The sequence below is a fragment of the Pseudarthrobacter sp. WHRI 8279 genome, assembly GCF_040224115.2.
In the GTDB taxonomy this organism is placed as follows: Bacteria; Actinomycetota; Actinomycetes; order Actinomycetales; family Micrococcaceae; genus Arthrobacter.
On record NZ_CP168162.1, the window covers coordinates 2,222,807 to 2,240,968 of the forward strand.

The window sequence follows — 18,162 nt, forward strand, 5'->3', positions numbered from 1 at the left end:
TTCCCCCGCGCCGGGAAATTGCTGATGTGTCAACAACACTGCCCCTGTTATGCTGACGTGTCAACAACTATATGGTTCCTCCAGGAATAGGATGCACGTTGCCTGAGTATCGCCGCCTGACCCGGGACGAAGAGGAAGTGTGGTTTGCCTACATCCTCTTCAGCCGGCAACTGGCAGCCGGGATGGAAAGGCAGTTGGCCGGAAGCGGCGTATCAGGCGCCGACTACCAGATGCTCGCTCCCCTTGCCGCGGCCGGCGCCGGCGGAATGCGGGCCCGGGACCTCGGCCGCAGTGCCGGCTGGGACCGCAGCCGGCTTGCGCATCAATTGCGACGGATGGAAGAACGTGGGCTTATCAGCCGGGAACCGGCGCACGATGATGCCCGCGGCATTCTGGTTCATATAAAGCAGGCAGGCCGGGCAGCCCTGCGTGCAGCAGGTCCCGGGCACATCGAGTGGGTCAGGGAGAACTTCCTTGAGGTGATGACTCCTGAGGAGCGGCGCATGCTGGTCGAGCTGTCCTCCCGTGTCATGGCGAAACTTGAGCCGGACTCCCCCTCTTAGCGCGCCAATACTCCCCCGACTGCGGCGGCGACGGCCTCTTTGATCCTGGCGTGCAGGGCCCTGAGCCCCTGCCGGTCAGTGCGGACTTCCACGATGCTGCGGCCCTCAACTGGCCGTGCGAGGGCCTCGGCGAGTGCCGCCGTCGTACTCACCGAGCAATGCCCGACGCCGTACGCTGCGGCGAGTGCCGCGATGTCCACTGTGTGGGGGGTGCCAAAGAGGCGTTCGACGGCGTCGCCGTACGTTCCGGCCTCACGCACCGCACCGTGTTCCAGGAGATCGAAGATGGCGCCCCCGGAGTCGTTGAGGACAACGATCCGCAGCGAAGGCTGCTCCTCCCCGGCGCCGAGGAGCAGGCCGCCGACGTCGTGCAGGAACGTGACGTCACCGAGCAGGACGGTGGTTTCCTGCCGGCCCCCGATGGCGATGCCGGTGGCGGTGGAGAGGGTGCCGTCGATCCCAGCCAGGCCCCGGTTGGCGTACACCGTGGCAGCGGGCTCGGGGGCGGGCAGGCCAGCGAGGTCAACGTCGCGGATGCCGTTGGAGGAACCCAGGAGGAGCTGGCCACGGGTGTTCTTCCACACCAGCGAGCCCACTGCCGGGCCACTCGCGGGAGCTTCGGCCGAAAGTATGCCATCCAGGGCATGCTGGGCGGCCGAGCCCGCGAGCAGCCAGGTATCCAACCAGTCTGCCGCCCCGCGGCCGGCGAAGTCTGCAAGGTCAGCGAGGCTTTCCAGCGGCAGCTCGGTGCGCCGGCCGGGCTCATACCAGGCCACCGGAACGGGCTGGTAAAGGGCTGTCTGAACGTCGGCCCTGGCCAGAAGTGCTGCCACCGGGCGGGAGAGCGTGGGCCGGCCGAACAGGACCACACGTTCAATGGGCGTTGCCGCGCCTGGGCCGAAGTGCTCCAGCAGCAGCCGGTAGGGCCCTACCGCATTCGGCCCGAACCGGGCGTTGGAGGACGGTTCTGCCAGCAGCGGCAGGCCATGGGCGCGGGCAAACGCCTCGGCGACGGGCCCGGCGTCGTGCCCGGCAAGGACTACGGTGCGCCGCTCGGGCAGGTCGGCTGAAGCCGCTGGCAGGTTCATGATGAGCGGCTCAGTGCCGATCCGATAGCGCGGCCGCTCCGTTGCAGGCGGCAGCTCCTCCCCCGCCGACGGAACCAGCGGATCCCGGAACGCCAGGTTCAGCTGAACGGGCCCCGGCGGAAGGTCCGGGAACGCGCCGGTGGCGGCGGAAAGCCCCGTTTGGATGGCGCGCCGGGGGTCGGTACCGGCGGCTATGTCCGCGGCGAACCGCACCTGCTCGCCGAAAAGGTCAGGCTGGACGGTGGTCTGATTGGCGCCGGTTCCGCGCAGCTCGTCCGGCCGGTCGGCGGACAGCACCACCAGGGGAACAGCGGCATGATTGGCCTCCATCACCGCAGGCATCAGGTTCCCCACGGCTGTCCCGGACGTTGTCAGCACGGCCGCAGGAGATCCCGTGGCCAGGGCCAGTCCCAGCGCCGTGTACCCGGCCGAACGCTCATCGATCCTGACAAGCAGCTCCACCCTGCCCTCGGCCGAAGCCTCGGCAAGGGCGTACGCCATGGGGGCCGAGCGGGACCCAGGCGACACCACCACGTGCTGCACGCCGCCGTCGACCAACACCCCGACGGCAATCCGCGCCGCCGCCAACGCGCTCAGCTGGGTTCCGGCACCGGGCGTGCCGTCAGGTGCGTCCTCAGAAGAGGTGTCAGTCGCGGTATCAGAAGCGGGGTCAGGCGTGGTGTCCGGGGAAGGTTCGTTCAGCGAAGTCACCAAACCAGTCTGCCACCCCGGACGCTCTCTCATTTGATGCGGGTTTTACCGGAACGCTCTATCACCTGATGCGGGGTTAACCGGAACGCTCTATCACCTGATGCGGGGTTAACCGGAACGCTCTATCACCTGCCGCCCAAGGCCGGACGGCAGGTGATAGAGCGTCGCCAGAAAACCGCTGTTAAGTGATAGAGCGTCGCAGTGGGGCTTAGGCGTCCGTGCGGAACACCTGGATCACGGACGGACGGGGTGCGCGCGCCTGGCCGGGTGCCGGCGTCGTGCCCTCCGCGACGTAGTCCGGGAAGAAGGAAACCTGAGCGTCAAAGGTGCCGTCCTCGCCCGGGTGCTGCACCGCGACGAACACGGTGCGCTCCTCGTCGTGGATGATGGGGCCGCAGGTTTCGCCGTCGCGGGGAACGGCGAGGAACTGCTCCACCTTGCCGCGCTCGGCGCCGTCCAGGGTGACCTTGAACAGGCCGTCGGCGCGGCCAATGCCGGAGGGTGCGCCGTCCGTGGAGATCCAGAGGTTGCCCACGGAGTCGAATGCGAGGTTGTCCGGGCAGGAGATGGGCGAAACCTTGTCCACCGGGAAGCCGGAGAAGTAGGTGACGTCGCCCTGGGCCGGATCGCCGCAGACCATGAGCAGGTTCCAGCTGAAGGTGGTGGAGGTTTGGCCGCCGGTCTCGGTGATCTCCACGATGTGGCCGTCGCGGTTCTGGTTGCGCGGGTTGACCTCGGTGGCGGCCTCGTTCGAACCGACACCGCGGTTGGAGTTGTTGGTGCAGGCCACGTAGACCTTGCCGGTGTGCAGGCTGGGCTCCACGTCCTCGCAGCGGTCCATCTTGGTGGGGCCAACCTTGTCGGCGGCCAGGCGGGTGTACACCAGGACCTCCTCGACGGTCATGCCCGGAACAGCGGAAGCCCCGTCCACCACCAGCGGCAGCCACTCGCCGATGCCGTCGAAGGCTCCGTCGGCGGGGACAGCCCCGGTTCCGGTGATTTCGGCGGCCGGCGAGTTGCCCGTGAACCTGGCGACGTAGAGGTTGCCCTCGGACAGGAGGGTCATGTTGTGCTTGCGGTCGCCCTCGCGGTACTTGCCCTTCGAGACGAACTTGTACAGGTAGTCGAAGCGCTCGTCGTCGCCGGAGTAGGCCACAACGTGCCCGGACTCGGCAATGATTACGTTGGCGCCCTCGTGCTTGAAGCGGCCCAGCGAGGAGTGCTTCTTGGGCGTGGAGGTGGGGTCGAACGGGTCAACTTCCACGATCCAGCCGAAGCGGTTCGCCTCGTTCTCGTAGCCGGGGTTGCGGGTGTCCCAGCGCGGTTCGTCCAGCTCCCACTGGCGGGCAGTCGGCTTGCTGGTGATGCCGTACCGCTTGTCCCCTGCGGAAGTTCCCGATGCAACGAAGTAGCTCTGGAAGTTCTCCTCGCCGGACAGGATGGTGCCCCACGGGGTGGTGCCGCCCGCGCAGTTGCCCAGCGTGCCCTTGATGAAGCGGCCGGCAGGATCCTCAACCGTTTTGAGAAGCGACGAGCCGGCGGCCGGGCCGGTCAGTTCGTAGACCGTGTTGTTGAGGAAGCGGCGGTTGAGCGGCGCACCCTTGACGTACGTCCACGGCTTGTTCTTGTTTTTGCGCTCCAGCTCCACCACGGACAGCCCGTGTGCGGCCGCCCCCACAGCGCGCATCTGGTCCGCGGACATGGTGGCCGGGAACATGATGTTCTCGTTGGTGTACTCGTGGTTGGCGAAGAGCACAGCGCGGCGGCCCTTGCTGCCCGGGATCTCCAGTATGTCCGTGTAGTCGTTGTTGTAGCCGAACTGCTTTTCCTGCGCGGCGGCCGTCTGGTTGTTCAGGTCGAACTCCGGCGCACCGTTGAAAATGGGGTCACCCCAGCGGATGACCGGCTGCCAGGTGAAGCCCTCCGGGACGGTGACGGCGTCAACCATGGCGTCGATGGACGGGATGGCGGTGAACTGCAGCTTGGACTTGCCGAAGCCTTCCTTCGCAGCCTTGGACAGGCCGGCGGCGTGTGCTGAGTCAGGGGAGGTTGCGGCAGAGCCGAGGACGACGGCGAGCGCACCGGCGGCCCCGAAGCCCAGGGCGGCGCGGCGGGACATGGTGGTGGAGGCGATGTCACGGAAGTAGCTGTTGGAGCTGGTGTTGCAGACGTCGCCGGCGCAGGCGTTGTCGCACTTCAGCGCGCAGGTGACGGCGCTGCGCTTGCCCTTGGTATGGCCGAGCATCGGCAGCAGGGTGAACTTGCGGGCAGTCGTTTCAGACATGGGGGCCTTCCAGGGAAAATCGATGCGGTTCACTCACCTTGTCAAGCGGTTTCTACGCGGAGTCATCCAGAAAGTGAAGTTCCGGTGAACCGAATATGACCTGCAGAAATGTGTCACGCGCGTCGTCATTACCGTCGTACGTGAGAGAGCGTGCCAGGAAAACCCGCATCAACTGAGAGAGGGTCCCGGGAAAGGCGACGTTAAGTGAGAGAGGGTCCCGGGAAAGGCGACGTTAAGTGAGAGAGGGTTCCAGGAGTGCGTGGACGCGGCGCAGGCGTGCCAGCCACCAGTCCCGGCGTTCCCCGGATGCCGCATACCGCTCAAGCAGCCCGGCGTCGGCGGAAACGTCGCGGAGGCGGATGGCGCCGTCGTCGGCCACCAGCGGATCCGTGGTGACGTCCGATTCAAACAGGGACACCGTCCCCAGCCCGCACGCATACGGCAACTCGGGCAGGGCGGCCGCCAGGGCAAGGCCGGCGCGGATGCCCACCGAGGTGTCCAGCGCGGAGCTGACGACGGCGGGCAGCCCGGCCTGTGCCACGATGTCCAGCGCGCGCCGCACTCCCCCGAGCGGTGCCACCTTGACCACCAGGAGGTCGGCCGCACCGGCACGCGCCACCCGCAGGGGGTCGGTTTCCTTGCGGACACTTTCGTCGGCAGCGATCAGCACCGGGGTGCCCGCGGCCCGCAGCCGGCGGCGCACCTCAGCGAGTCCGGCAATGGTGGGCACGGGCTGCTCGGCGTATTCAAGCCCGACGCCGGCAAGTAGGGTAAGTGCCTCGACCGCCCCGGGCACGTCCCAGCCCCCGTTGGCATCCACGCGGATGGCGGCGTCCGGCAGCGCCGCGCGCACGGCGGCAACCCTGGCGACGTCATCGTCGAGGGTCTGGCCGGACTCGGCAACCTTGATCTTCACGGCGTCCACGCGGCCGAAGCGCGCCAGTACGTTGGAAACGCGGTCCGCGGGCACGGCGGGGACCGTCGCGTTGACCGGGATAGCGGAACGCAGCGGCGCGGGGAACCCCTCCCAGGCGGCCTCGATGGCGGCGGCCAGCCAGCGGGACGCCTCGGCATCGCCGTATTCCGGGAACGGGCAGAACTCGCCCCAGCCTGCCGGGCCCCGCAGCAGCAGCGATTCCCGCTCCATGATGCCGCGGAACTTGACCCGCATAGGCAGGCTGACCACGTGCGCGCCGGCCAGGAGCTCCTCGAGCGCGGGCAGGTGCGGCGGGGAGGCAGGCATGGATCCAACTGTACAAGCGTGCGGCAATGCGTGACTTTCGGCGGGATCCCAGCTTTCTGTGACACCCTTAACCCGATGACTCTTCAACGCCAGGCAACGAGCAGGACCGCAGCCCAACCCGCAACGGGTTCGGGTTTCCTGTTCATGCTCGCCACGCTGGCGTGTGTGGCCGGACTGGTGGCCACCTACTACTACTTTGTCCAGACCACCACGGGCCAGTTCATTGATGAATCCGCGCTGGTGGAAGCCGTGGAGCTGCACGGGCCGGCGGGCAAGGCGACCACCAAGTTCCTGGACCTGCTGCCTACGGTCTCCCTGGTGATGGCCGCCGTCGTGGTCCTGTTTGTGACCGTGATCCGGAAGCACTGGGCGGAGGCCGGGATTGCCGTGGCAGCCTGCATCGGGGCCAACATAGCAACGCAGGTGCTGAAGGACCTCCTGCCGGCCCGCCCGGACAAGGGCGTGGTCACCCTGGCATTCAACTCGCTGCCGTCCGGGCACACCACGCTGGCGGCGTCGGCGGCGGCTGCGGTGTTCCTCATGGCCTCGCCACGGTGGCGTCCGATGGCCGGATTCGTCGGCGGCACATTCGCCATCGCATCAGGGGTGTCCACGCTGATCAACCAGTGGCACCGGCCCGCGGACGTGGTGGCGGCGTTCCTGCTGGTGGGCGCCTTCATGATTCCTGCCGGCTGGCTCATCGTCCGGCGCGGGACGTGGAATGCCTGGGACGGCTTTGGCGGGCACATAGGGTCGGCCCGGGTCTGGCTGACGTTGCCGGTTTTCATCGGGCTGGCGTCCGCTGCGGTGGCGCTGTACTCGCTGGCGCGCATTGCCCCAAGCCCCTGGCAGGAGACCAGCACCACCCACTATTTCTGGGCCGGAATCTCACTCATTGTGATCGCCGGGTATTTGGCCACGGTGGCCACAACGTCCCTGTTCGCGTACGCAGCACGACGACGGGTCCCGGCAAGGCGCTGACCGTCACCTGTCCCGGGGAAGACGGGATATTCCCCGCCGCCTACACGGGCCTGGGCGGGGCCGACCAGGCTCTCAGAACCCCACGAAACCTTGACCGAACCTTGACGTATTACTGGTGAGTATTTTGATGGGCCCGGTAGATAGTAGTGGCTATCAGGAGACGGGCGGCAGCAGCAGCCAGGCGGCAGGCCATCCAGCCGGATGGTTCCGCAGCCCATCACTCTCCTGGCGGAGTTTTGAAGTGGGCCCCGCCAGGTATCAGCAGCCTTCCGCCCGGCTCCTGGCAGCCGTGAGACGGCGAGCGCGTTGGTCCCCCTGCAACCGGACCGCGCGCTCCTAAAGCGTCCCGGCGTCGCCCTTCCCCCCAATGGCGGCGCCGGGATTTCCACGCTTGTGCCGGGTCAGTCCCCGGCAGGGTGCCCGGGATTGACGGCCGTGCCCAGCACGTGGGCCCAGGCGGGCGACAAGGGGCCTACGGCGAAATTGAAGCGCCGGCTGCTTAACGCCGCAAAGCCAGCGTCCCCAATGGCAGCCACGGTGTCCCGGTTGGGATGGCATCCGCCGGCGAACCGCTGCCAGGCAGGCGTCAGCAGGTCTTCCACCGCCGCGATCAGCCTGTTATCCGAGCGGACGTGTTCGTAGAAGGCAAGGGTTCCGCCGGGACGCAAGATGCGCCGGATCTCGGCCAGCACCGGGGCCTGCTGGCTGACGCTGCACAGGACCAGGCTGGACACCACGGCATCCACGCTGGCATCCGCTGCCGGTATGTGCTCGGCCGCTCCGGCGCGGACCGTCACGGGCACCGCGGCGGAAGCTGCCTTGGCGGCGGCGACACTCCTGAGGTAGTCGTCCGGCTCGATGGCCAGCACGTGGGTTACGGCCGGCGGGTAGAGCGCGAAACCGGACCCGTCGCCCGCACCGATTTCCACGACGGAACCGCGCAGCCCGGCCAGCAGCTCACGGCGGTGTCCGGTAGCGCCGCGTCGGTTCATCTCCCCGACCACCCGGGCGTAGGCCCGGGCGAAGCGGGGATGCTGCAGTTCCGCCGGCCCGCGCTCCCCCGCGGGATCCATTCCCTGGCTGCCGCCGGTCATGCTGCTTAGTTCGCCGGGCCGGCGCTGCCACTAAGGCTGGCGAGGGCCGCGCGAAGGCGCGTGTCGGCGTCGTCCGCTACTTCCTTGACCGCAGGGTTGTCGCTCAACTGCACCATGGTCTGCGGGTCGATTGCCTGGATAGTAGTTTCCCCGGCGTCGGTGCCGCGGCGGACCACCACGTTGCAGGGCAGCAGGGCACCCATGTCCGGATCGGCACCGAGGGCCCGGCTGGCAAGATTCGGGTTGCAGGCGCCGAGGATGACGTAGTCGCCAAGGGATGCGGCGGCTTCAGCCCCCAGTTTGGCCTCGAAGGTGGCGCGGACGTTGATCTCCGAAAGGATGCCGAAACCCTGCTCGGCCAGGGCGTCCTTCGCATGCTGCAGCGCCTCGTCCCAGGCAAGCGGGACAGTGATGGTGTGCGTGTAGCTCATGTTGCCTCCTTAGGCGGTTGCTCCGACTGATGGGTACGCCCCATCGTATACCCCCGGGGGTGTTTATGGCTATGGGGGGCTACGAACCGCCAGCACTCGTAGCGTCAGTTGTCAGCTGCGGGGCACCCACAATGCCTACGGACATGGACGGTAGCATGAGGGCATCGGATCAAAGGAGATGTCGTGGCAGACCAGGAACCCCAGTTCAACATTCCAGAACCGGTGCGGGCGGCGACCCCGGACGCGGTGCAGACGCACCTTGACCACGAAATCGAAGAGCACATCAAGTCCTACGAAGCACGGTCAAAGTCAGAGATTTCGGCGCGCATCCGGGAGCTTGACAGCGAGTGGGACATCGAGCGCCTGCTGGAGCTCAACGCCTCTTCCCTTGCCCTTACCGGCACCGTGCTGGCTGCGGCAGTCAACAAGAAATGGCTGGCACTGCCGGCTGTTGTCCTCACCTTCCTTGTCCAGCACGCCATTCAGGGCTGGTGCCCGCCCATCCCCCTTTTCCGGCGGATGGGAGTCCGCAGCCGCAAGGAAATCGACCTGGAGAAGTACGCCCTCAAAGTCCTCAGGGGCGACTTTGGCAACGCCAGGTCTGACGCCGATGACGCCCTGGACAGCGCCGGAAGCTAGCAGGCCACCACGGCACTATATGCTCCTGACCTGCGGAAACGCCTAAAAACTCTTGACTCAACCTTGAGGAATTACTCGGGTGTAAGTTGAGCCTGCCCCGCGAAAGTATTCCTATCGGAGCCGCTCAGGGCTCACAAGGTCTCTGCGTACACCGCACACATTTTCAAGGGGATTCACATGGCCAAGGTGGCTGGACGTAAAAAACGCATCATCGGAACCACTGTGGCATTGGTCGCCATCGGCGGCGGCGCCGCCTTCGCATACTGGACAGCCGCTGGCACCGGGAGTGCCACCACCACGGCGGGGCAATCGAAAAGCTTCACCATTGAGTCAACCGGAGTGATCGGGGATGCCCTTTCCCCCAACGGTCCCACGCAGACTTTCAACTTCAAGGTCACGAACCCCGCCGACGCCGGCGTTCAAAAGGTCACCGCAGTGAACGTCAAAGTCGCTGACAGTGCCGGCAACACTTGGAGCCTTCCTGCCGGCTGCTCAGCGGACGACTTCGTCGTCGGCGACCCGGTCTTCGAAGAGGCTGAACTTGCCCCCGGGGCATTCGCCACAGGCACCGTGACCCTGCAAATGATTGACCGACCAGGCATTAACCAGAATGGCTGCAAGGGCGTCTCTGTTCCCCTGTACTTCTCCGCCAGCTGAAGAGGGCACGGACTGTCATTCCTGACACAGACCGTCAGCATCCTGGCCCGTTGGTGAACAAGCCCGCCTAACTGCTCCCGAAGACGACGTCCGGAAGGTCCCATGCCTGCCCCCGCCAGCTCCCCCGAAGCCCGCCCCCGGCTTCGGCGGGAGCTGGTGGCGTTTCAACGTGCGGTATGCTCCGCGGCGGTGATCGCCGCCGTTGTCATCATGGGCGCTCTCCTGGGCGCAGCCCCCTCCGCCGCGTACTGGGGATCCTCCGGGACGGGAAGCACGACGGCGCCAGTCGCCACACTGCTTCCGCCCACCAACGTAACGGTGCCAGCAAGCAGTAACTCCAACGTAACTGTCAGCTGGACCCCTTCGTCAGGTGCGCTCACCCCGACCGGCTACGTCGTCACCCGGCTGTCCGGTACTGATGCCTTCGCAGCCTGCGGTTCCAGCTATGCTGCACCCATCGCCGCCAGCACTTGCACGGACACCTCCGTCCCGGAAGGCACGCACCAGTACAGGGTCACCGCCGTCTACCGCTCGTGGACCGCGGCCGGTGCCGTCAGCGGGACCGTGGCCGTAGCCAGCTTGCGGGACCTCACCTTCAGCTCACAGCCGTCCGCCGCGGTGACAGCCGGGTCACCCATCGCCGCCTTCCAAGTCCAGCTGCGGACCATCTTCGGGTTTGAAGTGTGGGAAGCCGGAGTGCCCGTCACCATCAGCATCGGCTCCAATCCCGGGAGTGGAACGCTTTCGGGAACAGCCACGGCCAGGACCGACTGGTCCGGCACTGCAACTTTCAGCGGACTCTCTATCAACAAGGCCGGAGCCGGTTACACTCTCATCGCTTCCAGCGCCGGCTATGCCGGTGCGGTCAGCAGCAATTTCACCGTCATCCCTGCGGCTGCTGACAAACTTGTACTCACAGCAGGGAGCCATCTCTCAGGGCCGGCGTCCTCCGCCGCCCTCCTCGGCCCTGTCACGGTGGAACGCCAGGACGCCTACGGCAACGCCGTCACAGCCGGGACCACTCCGGTAAGCCTGTCATCCAGCGCGGCAGAGACAGGCGTCTTTGCCGCCACTGCCAACGGCACACCCGCCGGCATGGTGACCATCCCGGCGGGTTCAGCGTCGGCGTCGTTCTTCTACGGCGACACCAAAGCCGGCATGCCAAGCCTCAGCGTTTCCGCGCCGGGGCTGGCAGCTCCGGAACCAGTGACGGCAACCATTACCGCAGCGGCGCCAGCGAAACTATTCTTCGCGGCCGTCAGCCAGGACGTTGAAAAGAACAGACCCATCACTCCTGCAGTGACAGTGCACGTCCTGGACGCCTTTGGTAACGCAACTGATGCCCTTGTCCAGGTCGCGCTGGCGTCAAACTGCAGCATCAAGGGCACAGCCCCGGCGGCATCCCCTGGTGCTGTTTCGTTTCCCGACCTTGAAGTTGCAGGAAAAGCCAACGGCTGCACACTGACCGCCACGAGCGGAACACTGGTCCCAGCAACCAGCAACGCCTTCAACGCACACTAGGACGCCACCACGCCCGGCCGCCCCGGCTCATAGAGATCAATGATGGGCAGGTGCCCGTCGGTACGGATCGCATCTCCGCCGCCGTTGCGGTGGTGGTAGCCGCTGGAGTAGTTGAGGATGACGTGGACGGACTCCACCGCGTCGGCAGCCTCCAGCGTGGCGATGATGAAGTCCCGCTCCTCGTCGGTGCGGTCGGCGATCTTGTGCGTGATCTGGAACGTGAACAGGGACAGGCCCACGCTGCGGTCGTACGTACCCGCGCCTACCCAGTCCACAGACAGGCCGCCGGGCAGCATCCATCCGGGCGGACACTTCCAGAAGCGGACATGGTGCCGCTTCCGCGGGTTCCCGTCGATCTCCCGCTGGAACGCCAGGTCCTGACGGTTGCCGAACACATAGAGCGAGCTGACGGGCGCGGCCGGGTAGCTGCGGCCCAGGACCGTGGAGGTGAGGGTGTGCCAGGCGGTGGCCGGGGTAATGGGATGGGCCTCCACCCAGCCGGCGGTGCGCATGGCCCGCCGCAGCTCCTCCTCCGTCCCCACCACGGCGAGGTTCACCGGATCGCCCAGGACGCCGTCGCCCGTCCTGGCCCTGCCAATAAAGTAGTCCGGGATGTAGAGGCTGCTCAGGATCTTATGGACGCGCGGCAGCAGCGCATACGCCAGGACCAGCCAGACGGGCAGGAATACCCACGCCTGCTCGGGCCCGCGCGAAAGCCGCGATAACAGGAAAAACCACACAGCCCAGCCGACGGCGACAGTCACCGCCAGGTACAGCACCCGCTGCAGCACCGCCAGGACCGTGGCCCACCTGCTTTGCCGCCGTTCCACCTGACTCTCGATGCGCGAATGGTCCGGCTCCTGGGGAACGGCCTGGTTCCCGTCCACGCCAGATGTCATGCCCACGTCCTCCCGGCCCTTGCATTTTCACTGCCTACATCAGTACCGGCCCATAATACGTTCCCCGGCCACGGCGAATCCTGGCGGCGCCGGCGGTCCTCACCTGCCGCCGTCGGCAAGCAGGAGCCTGCACCACGCATCGGTGAGCCAGCCGGCGAACTGCTCCGGCGTCCAGCCGCGCTGGTCCACCAGCAGCACCCAGTACTCAGGGCCGTTCATGCTCCACACCGCGTCCGCCAATTCCGCGGAGGGCCGGTCCGTGCGCAGCTCGCCGGTCAAAGAAAGGTCCTCAATAAATTTCCGCATGTTCGCGGCCCGCCTGTTGGAGATTTGTTCCCATAGCTCGGCACAGCCACGGTCCGTGCCGGCAGCATCCCGTAAGGCAACATAAACCGGCGCCAGCCGCGGCTGGATCAGGGCCAGGGCATGGGCATAGATGCTGATTTTCTCCCTGGCCATCTTTGCCTCACGCACGCGGAAGACATAGTCGCGCTGCTCAGCGGGGACCGCCTGCCCGGTACCGGAGATGGCACTTTCAACAACCTCACGCAACAGGTCCGGCTTCCGCCCGATGGCGGCATAGACGGTATCGACGGCGACTCCCGCACGCCGGGCGATGGCATTCACGGTGGTGGAACGGTACCCGTCCCCCACAAACAGCTCCCGGGCTGCGGCCAGTACTGCGCCGCGGGTGGCAGACGCCTGCTCCTTCCTGCGAAGGGAGTTGTAGCGGCGGGAAGAGGCATTGACTTCACTCATAGCCGGTCCTACCCTTTATTCATCCGAAGCCGTTTCGGATGAATTGTAGCAGGACGCCGGGAGCGGCGGTGCGGCAGCTCAAGGCAGGAAGACAGGGCATCATGCTGGCCGAAAGCTTCGACACTGTTGTAATTGGTGGCGGACAGGCGGGCCTGGCTATGGGCTACCACCTGGCAAGGCTTGAGCGACCGTTCGTCATCCTGGACGCAAACCCGCGCACGGGCGACAGCTGGCGCAACAGGTGGGACTCGCTCCGGCTGTTCACGCCAGCCCGGTACGATGCCCTGCCCGGCAGCCGCTACCCTGCCACACCCTGGTCCTTCCCGGGCAGGGAGGACTTCTCCCAGTACCTCAGCGACTATGCGGCTGAATTTTCCCTGCCCGTACGGAACGCCGTGCGCGTCACCGGGCTGCGCCATAATGGCCAGCGCTTCGTGATCGAGGCAGATGGCCAGCGCCTCGAGGCCTCCAACGTGGTGGTCGCCACCGGCTGGGACCTGGAGCCGAAAGTTCCGTCCTTCGCCGCCGGGCTCAGCCCTGACATCCGGCAGGTGCATGCAGGCCAGTACAAAAACCCTGCGCAGCTCTCCCCCGGCGCCGTCCTGGTAGTCGGAGCCGGCAATTCCGGCGCGGACATCGCACTTGAAGTCTCCCGAACCCACCAGACGTACCTCTCCGGCAGGCACCCCGGCGAGCTTCCCTGGCGGATCGACGCTCCGGCTTCCAGGCCGCTGACCCTCGCCGTCTTCTTCGCTTTCCGCCATCTCCTGACGAGGCGCACTCCTGTGGGGCGCAAAGCGCGGCCGCAGGTGCTGGCCCACAGCGGCCCGCTGATCCGCGTGAAGGACCGCGACCTCACGGCGGCCGGCGTCCGGCGGGTCCCCAGGACGGAGGGGACGCGGAACGGCCAGCCGCAACTGGCCGACGGACAGACCCTCGCCGTATCCAACGTGGTGTGGTGCACCGGCTTCCGCCCGGAGACTGCCTGGATCCACCTTCCGGTCTTTGATGCGGGCGGCGAACCGGAGCAGGACCGCGGCGTAGCCCGCAACCAGCCGGGGTTGTACTTCCTGGGATCACTCTTCCAGCACTCGCTGGCATCCTCGATGATCCACGGAGTAGGCCGGGACGCGGCCTATGTTGCCCGGTATATTGCCGCCCGCAGACCGGCCGCCCCGGAGACGTCAGCGGAAACAGCCCCCGGCAGTGCGGCGCCACGGGAGTCCGCGCCCAGCTGAGCCGCTCTCAACCGGGTCACGGCTCGTCAAGGTTCAGCTGCTCAACGATGATCCGCGCCGTCTCAGAATCACCCAGAATCCTGAAGTGGCCTGCGGTAGGCAGTTCGATGTTGGTGGCGCCGGGAAGGACGCTGCCCTCGGGAATGTGCGGATCAAACGGCCCGTAGATGGAGGTGATGCGGCTGTTGATGGTCTCCTCGCGGGCCAGCTCAAGGGTCAGCGCGTTGCGCGGCGAAAAAATCCGCAGGGTGGGCAGCAGCATGTACCTGGCGTAGCGCGAGCCGGAGAACGGCGTGCATACCGTGACCATCCGCGAAATCCGGTGCTCGGGGTCAAGGTTGAGCATGGCGTACTTGCCGATCAGCCCGCCCTTGCTGTGCGCCACGATCGCCGCGTCCCGCAGCCCGGCTTCTTCAAGGTGCTGCGCCACCATCCGCGCCGCCACGGGAACGTCCAGTTTGTTCCGCTGCAGCACGGTGACCACATGGACAGGATGGCCTTCGTCGTGGATCGCCCTGATGAGCGGCATCATGAACTGCCAGTTTTCGTACACACCGGGAATGATGAGCACCGGGGTGCGGTGGCCCTGGTGGAAGGAGCCCGGCTGTACCCGCGACACCAGGCCTTGGATTTGGCAGACCGCGGCGTAGGCATAGTCCTGCGCCCACCACACGGCTTTCTGCAGCGGACTGATCCGAGTGCTCACGTCCCGTTCACCCATCTGTCGAGGATAGCGCGTCAGTAGTTCCGGCGGTGCTTCAGCCGTGGAATAACGACGGCGAACACGGCTGCCGCCGCGAAGCCCAGGATGCCCGTGGCTGAGACCCCCGCGCCCAGGGTGGCAAGGGCCGTCACCCCGGAGAGGAGCACGGGACCGCCGGTGGATCCGGCGTCCGCCATGAACCTCCACAACCCCAGGAACTGCCCGCGGCCACGGTCCGGCGAGAAGTCCGCCCCCAGGGTCATCACCAGCCCGGAGCTGATCCCGTTGCCGAACCCGATCAGCAGTGCCGCCAGCAGCAGCCCCGTAAAGGAGCCGGTCAGCGGGATCAGCAGCAGGGCCGTCCCCATGATCAGCGTGGAGGGGACGGCCACGAACTGCCGGCCTTTCCGGTCCATGAGTTTGCCCGCGGGATAAAACACCAGCATGTCTATGGCCCCGGACAGCCCGTAAATCAGCGAAGCCGAGGTGGCGTCCATGCCCAGGTGGTCCGCCCACAGCGGGATGACCACCTGCCGGGACGAGCGGAGCGCGCTGAGCAGGAGGATCCCCATGCCCAGCGAAAGGAACACGCCCGCATGGGATACCGCGACGCTCCGCAGCGTGGGCTCCGGACCCTTGTGCCCGCCGTCGGGCGCTGGAGCAACGGCCAGGTCCGGAATGGTGAGCGACAGCAGCGCGGCGGCCGCCATGGCCACCACCCCCACCCAGTAGGCGCCGCTGATGCCGGCGAACTGCATCACCGCCGCGCCCAGGAACGGGCCGATGAACACACCGATCCGGTTCACCCCGCCCAGAGTGGACAGCGCGCGGGCGCGGAATTCCACAGGGACGGCCTCGGTGAGGTACTTCTGCCGCGCCAGGCCAAACACGGCACCGGACATTCCGACGACGGCCATCGCCGCAGCGAGCAGCCACAGCCCCTCGGGAACCAGCGACGTCAGGCCGGCGGCGGCGAGCGCCAGTCCGGCTGCGACGGCGGCGCCCACGATTGACCAGCGCTCACCGAATTTGAGGGTCACCAGGGAGGCCGGCAGGTTGAAGAACCACGATCCCAGCCCGATCAGGGTGACAATCAGGGCAGCCACGGCCACCGACGCACCCAGATCGCGGGCAGTCAGGGCCACCACCGGCAGGATGGCGCCCGTTCCTATCCCGTACAGCAGCGTCGGCCCGAACGCGGCCACAGCTATGCCGCGCAGGCTGAAGGGCTCGGGATCATCGGGGGAAGTCATCAGATTTATTTTATGGGTGAGGATGGCCAGGTTTAGCCGCGCACCCGGTGTGGTTCCGCGCACCCAATACGGACCCTGGCACCCTCGGACCCGGGCGCGCGAGTCCGAACCGGGCGCGCTTCTAAATCCTTGTACTCCACGTAAATCCGGGGGTCACAAACGCCCCGCGGAGGAGTAGCGTTCGCCTTATGGGGCGCTGATCCGCGCCCGTACCAAAGGGGAGGTCATTCGATGGGTGAAGTGTGGATCCGAACGCTCGGCAACGGGCTGGTCCGGGCAGACAGGGTCACCGAAATTTCATCCACCCGGGGGTCCCTCCAGGAGGACCAGGGCTATTCGCTGAAGGTCATCGTGGACGGCAAGGGCCACGTGCTGATTGACGACGCCGAACTGCAGGGCTCGCTGGCCGACCGGCTGGAGTATGCGCGGCATGTGGAGGATGCCCTGCTGCTTGCCATGGACGAGGCCAAGGACAGCGAAACCGCCGTGGTCATCTCCTATGAGCCCGAGCGTGAGCGCTGGTCTGCCGCGCCGGTCACGGTGTTAGCCGGAAGGCTCTCCGAATCCGTGGGGTGAGACGGCCGCCGTTCGCGGGATACGGCGGCGGACGGCGGCTTAAGTACGACGGCGGCACGCACCGTAGTGCCGCAGCTGCAGTTCCTGCAGGGCCGCCCGAGGGTGCAGCCCGGTTGTTCCGGTGCGCATGAACCACAAAGCCCAAACGTTGTAATAAATGGCCTTATGTTGCGTGGATCACATTCAGTCCCTACTCTGGATGAGGCTGATGCAAACGGCCACAAGCAAGAAGCTGCAGCGTCGCAGCCAATGCCGGGGAAGGCTTTACATTTTGAACTCTAAGCTCAACGTTGTTGTCCGTGTAGATCTCGACCACGCCAGGGCCCAGGTGATTGCAAAGGGGCATATCACCGTCCACAGCGTCAATGCACTGTATGTAGTAGTCAAGCGTGCCAACTCCTTACGCGAAGGCTTAGGCGTGGAACTGGATATCTCCCATGCCCGGGTGGATCAGGAAGCGCTGGAAATGCTCCATGCGTCCTCCGAAACACACCACCTGCCCGCCAGGATTGATCCGCAGCAGGCGCCGTGCACCATCAGCGTCCTCGCTCCGCGCTCTGCGGCCCGCAGGACCCACGCGCCGGCACTGATCGCCGCATAGGCACCCAGGCAACGGCACCCGAAGAGCCCAATTGTCGGGCCAGGGTGCCAGCCGCAAACTTTCTTCTTTCAGACGTCCAGTGACTGCGAGTGCAGCTGTATCCGAATAGACGGGTAGCTGCCCTCCCAGTTTGCTGGAACCCTTTGACCCGCCGCCGGGGAGCACAGCTTTTCCCGCGGCCAGCGGCAGGCGGCGAACCCTGCGTCAGTACTTTGGCCAGTAGTCCGGATTGAAGCCACTGGGGCTCGGAGGCCTGGACGGGTTCTCCCATGGGCCGGAAGGAGCTCCGGGCTCCTGAGCGCTTTCAGGCCCGGGCTCCTGCCCGCTTTCGGGCCCGTTTACAGTCCCGGACTCCTGCTGCGGAGGCTCGTCCTGCCCAGGCTCGGGCTGCTGGGGTTCTTCGGATTCGATCTTGTTGTGCGCCATGTCGCTCCCACAAGGACCGGATGGCCCACTACCAGACCACTTCCAGCGTAGGATCCCGGACGCACGCCATGTCAAGGTGTCCAACTCCCCTACTTGGCAGCCCGTCCGCGCCGCGGCCCGTATAGGGGATGCGTACTTTCCCCTATTCCTCCACGAACTCCAGCAGGTCGCCGGGCTGGCACTTCAGCACCCGGCACATGGCTTCCAGAGTGCTGAAGCGCACAGCCTTGGCTCGGCCGTTCTGCACCACCACCACCAGGCCCAGGGCGGCCCCGGCCACGAGGACCAGGAACAACAGGAGCGGCAGCCCGGGATCGTCCGCACTAAGGACGACGACGGCGGAGAGCGCCGCGAGCATCGTCCAGCCGGCGGCGATGGCCCAGACAATGGCATCCACCCACACCAGGGCTCCGTTGCTGAAAATGCGGTCGCGGTGACTGCCAAACGGGTGATTTTCATATATCGAGCTTCACTACTAGCTATCGAAAGTCAATC

The 18,162-nt window shown here is 66.3% G+C and carries 18 protein-coding genes; 8 read left to right on the forward strand and 10 right to left on the reverse strand.

The features are described 5' to 3' along the window. Window positions 1-98: 98 nt before the first annotated feature. Window positions 99-563, forward strand: a complete 465-nt coding sequence (locus ABRP28_RS10190; protein WP_350004461.1) for a MarR family transcriptional regulator — start codon at window positions 99-101, stop codon at window positions 561-563. Here the strand turns inward: ABRP28_RS10190 and menD are convergent. The 3 genes from menD to ABRP28_RS10205 form a co-directional block, all read right to left on the reverse strand. Beyond that, entirely contained in the window at window positions 560-2,362 is a 1,803-nt protein-coding gene (gene menD, locus ABRP28_RS10195) for a 2-succinyl-5-enolpyruvyl-6-hydroxy-3-cyclohexene-1-carboxylic-acid synthase (RefSeq protein WP_374152830.1), read from the reverse strand. The genes ABRP28_RS10190 and menD overlap by 4 nt on opposite strands. A gap of 208 nt (window positions 2,363-2,570) precedes the next feature. Beyond that, complete coding sequence (locus tag ABRP28_RS10200) at window positions 2,571-4,646, reverse strand: PhoX family phosphatase (protein WP_350004459.1); 2,076 nt, start codon at window positions 4,644-4,646, stop codon at window positions 2,571-2,573. A 232-nt stretch (window positions 4,647-4,878) separates the two neighbouring features. After that, window positions 4,879-5,889 carry an o-succinylbenzoate synthase gene (locus ABRP28_RS10205; protein ID WP_350004457.1) on the reverse strand — a complete coding sequence of 337 codons (1,011 nt, stop codon included), beginning with the start codon at window positions 5,887-5,889 and terminating at the stop codon, window positions 4,879-4,881. Window positions 5,890-5,964: 75 nt separating this feature from the next. On the opposite strand from ABRP28_RS10205, the gene ABRP28_RS10210 reads away from it, so the two are divergent. Next, window positions 5,965-6,870, forward strand: coding sequence for a phosphatase PAP2 family protein (locus tag ABRP28_RS10210; RefSeq protein WP_350004455.1), 906 nt, complete (start codon window positions 5,965-5,967; stop codon window positions 6,868-6,870). Between the two features lie 401 nt (window positions 6,871-7,271). Here the strand turns inward: ABRP28_RS10210 and ABRP28_RS10215 are convergent, their stop codons facing one another. Both ABRP28_RS10215 and ABRP28_RS10220 read right to left on the reverse strand, forming a co-directional pair. After that, entirely contained in the window at window positions 7,272-7,964 is a 693-nt protein-coding gene (locus ABRP28_RS10215; protein WP_350004454.1) for a class I SAM-dependent methyltransferase, read from the reverse strand. 5 nt (window positions 7,965-7,969) lie between these two features. Then, window positions 7,970-8,395 carry a DUF302 domain-containing protein gene (locus tag ABRP28_RS10220; RefSeq protein ID WP_350004452.1) on the reverse strand — a complete coding sequence of 142 codons (426 nt, stop codon included), beginning with the start codon at window positions 8,393-8,395 and terminating at the stop codon, window positions 7,970-7,972. Window positions 8,396-8,578: 183 nt separating this feature from the next. Here ABRP28_RS10220 and ABRP28_RS10225 point away from each other — a divergent pair, with 183 nt between their 5' ends. The 3 genes from ABRP28_RS10225 (at window position 8,579) to ABRP28_RS10235 (ending at window position 11,212) form a co-directional block, all read left to right on the forward strand. Next, window positions 8,579-9,034 (forward strand): hypothetical protein, encoded by a 456-nt coding sequence (locus ABRP28_RS10225; RefSeq protein WP_350004450.1) that lies wholly within the window; start codon window positions 8,579-8,581, stop codon window positions 9,032-9,034. Window positions 9,035-9,211: 177 nt separating this feature from the next. Further along, on the forward strand, window positions 9,212-9,691 hold the full coding sequence (locus tag ABRP28_RS10230) for a hypothetical protein (protein WP_350004448.1): 480 nt from the start codon (window positions 9,212-9,214) through the stop codon (window positions 9,689-9,691). A gap of 102 nt (window positions 9,692-9,793) precedes the next feature. Continuing rightward, window positions 9,794-11,212 carry a fibronectin type III domain-containing protein gene (locus ABRP28_RS10235; protein ID WP_350004446.1) on the forward strand — a complete coding sequence of 473 codons (1,419 nt, stop codon included), beginning with the start codon at window positions 9,794-9,796 and terminating at the stop codon, window positions 11,210-11,212. Here ABRP28_RS10235 and ABRP28_RS10240 read toward each other — a convergent pair. Further along, complete coding sequence (locus ABRP28_RS10240; RefSeq protein ID WP_350004445.1) at window positions 11,209-12,111, reverse strand: LssY C-terminal domain-containing protein; 903 nt, start codon at window positions 12,109-12,111, stop codon at window positions 11,209-11,211. The two genes, ABRP28_RS10235 and ABRP28_RS10240, sit on opposite strands and share 4 nt — an antisense overlap. A gap of 99 nt (window positions 12,112-12,210) precedes the next feature. After that, window positions 12,211-12,870, reverse strand: a complete 660-nt coding sequence (locus ABRP28_RS10245; protein WP_350004443.1) for a TetR family transcriptional regulator — start codon at window positions 12,868-12,870, stop codon at window positions 12,211-12,213. Between the two features lie 101 nt (window positions 12,871-12,971). Between ABRP28_RS10245 and ABRP28_RS10250 the strand changes: the two genes are divergently transcribed. Beyond that, window positions 12,972-14,108 (forward strand): NAD(P)-binding domain-containing protein, encoded by a 1,137-nt coding sequence (locus ABRP28_RS10250; protein ID WP_350004442.1) that lies wholly within the window; start codon window positions 12,972-12,974, stop codon window positions 14,106-14,108. Between the two features lie 16 nt (window positions 14,109-14,124). On the opposite strand, the gene ABRP28_RS10255 is transcribed toward ABRP28_RS10250, so the two are convergent. Together ABRP28_RS10255 and ABRP28_RS10260 are read right to left on the reverse strand one after the other, a co-directional pair. Beyond that, entirely contained in the window at window positions 14,125-14,829 is a 705-nt protein-coding gene (locus ABRP28_RS10255) for an alpha/beta hydrolase (protein WP_350004440.1), read from the reverse strand. A gap of 17 nt (window positions 14,830-14,846) precedes the next feature. Beyond that, window positions 14,847-16,064, reverse strand: a complete 1,218-nt coding sequence (locus tag ABRP28_RS10260) for an MFS transporter (RefSeq protein ID WP_350004439.1) — start codon at window positions 16,062-16,064, stop codon at window positions 14,847-14,849. A 231-nt stretch (window positions 16,065-16,295) separates the two neighbouring features. Here ABRP28_RS10260 and ABRP28_RS10265 point away from each other — a divergent pair, with 231 nt between their 5' ends. Both ABRP28_RS10265 and ABRP28_RS10270 read left to right on the forward strand, forming a co-directional pair. Further along, window positions 16,296-16,640 carry a hypothetical protein gene (locus ABRP28_RS10265; protein WP_350004437.1) on the forward strand — a complete coding sequence of 115 codons (345 nt, stop codon included), beginning with the start codon at window positions 16,296-16,298 and terminating at the stop codon, window positions 16,638-16,640. Window positions 16,641-16,911: 271 nt separating this feature from the next. Continuing rightward, window positions 16,912-17,241 (forward strand): hypothetical protein, encoded by a 330-nt coding sequence (locus tag ABRP28_RS10270; RefSeq protein ID WP_350004435.1) that lies wholly within the window; start codon window positions 16,912-16,914, stop codon window positions 17,239-17,241. Window positions 17,242-17,809: 568 nt separating this feature from the next. Here the strand turns inward: ABRP28_RS10270 and ABRP28_RS10275 are convergent. Beyond that, on the reverse strand, window positions 17,810-18,130 hold the full coding sequence (locus ABRP28_RS10275) for a DUF2975 domain-containing protein (RefSeq protein WP_374152974.1): 321 nt from the start codon (window positions 18,128-18,130) through the stop codon (window positions 17,810-17,812). Between the last annotated feature and the right edge of the window lie 32 nt (window positions 18,131-18,162).

Coding starts and splice junctions, on each gene's coding strand:
- ABRP28_RS10200 (WP_350004459.1), bottom strand. CDS start 4,646: ATGTCTGAAACGACTGCCCGCAAGTTCACCCTGCTGCCGATGCTCGGC.
- ABRP28_RS10205 (WP_350004457.1), bottom strand. CDS start 5,889: ATGCCTGCCTCCCCGCCGCACCTGCCCGCGCTCGAGGAGCTCCTGGCC.
- ABRP28_RS10210 (WP_350004455.1), top strand. CDS start 5,965: ATGACTCTTCAACGCCAGGCAACGAGCAGGACCGCAGCCCAACCCGCA.
- ABRP28_RS10215 (WP_350004454.1), bottom strand. CDS start 7,964: ATGACCGGCGGCAGCCAGGGAATGGATCCCGCGGGGGAGCGCGGGCCG.
- ABRP28_RS10220 (WP_350004452.1), bottom strand. CDS start 8,395: ATGAGCTACACGCACACCATCACTGTCCCGCTTGCCTGGGACGAGGCG.
- ABRP28_RS10230 (WP_350004448.1), top strand. CDS start 9,212: ATGGCCAAGGTGGCTGGACGTAAAAAACGCATCATCGGAACCACTGTG.
- ABRP28_RS10235 (WP_350004446.1), top strand. CDS start 9,794: ATGCCTGCCCCCGCCAGCTCCCCCGAAGCCCGCCCCCGGCTTCGGCGG.
- ABRP28_RS10240 (WP_350004445.1), bottom strand. CDS start 12,111: ATGACATCTGGCGTGGACGGGAACCAGGCCGTTCCCCAGGAGCCGGAC.
- ABRP28_RS10245 (WP_350004443.1), bottom strand. CDS start 12,870: ATGAGTGAAGTCAATGCCTCTTCCCGCCGCTACAACTCCCTTCGCAGG.
- ABRP28_RS10250 (WP_350004442.1), top strand. CDS start 12,972: ATGCTGGCCGAAAGCTTCGACACTGTTGTAATTGGTGGCGGACAGGCG.
- ABRP28_RS10255 (WP_350004440.1), bottom strand. CDS start 14,829: ATGGGTGAACGGGACGTGAGCACTCGGATCAGTCCGCTGCAGAAAGCC.
- ABRP28_RS10260 (WP_350004439.1), bottom strand. CDS start 16,064: ATGACTTCCCCCGATGATCCCGAGCCCTTCAGCCTGCGCGGCATAGCT.
- ABRP28_RS10265 (WP_350004437.1), top strand. CDS start 16,296: ATGGGTGAAGTGTGGATCCGAACGCTCGGCAACGGGCTGGTCCGGGCA.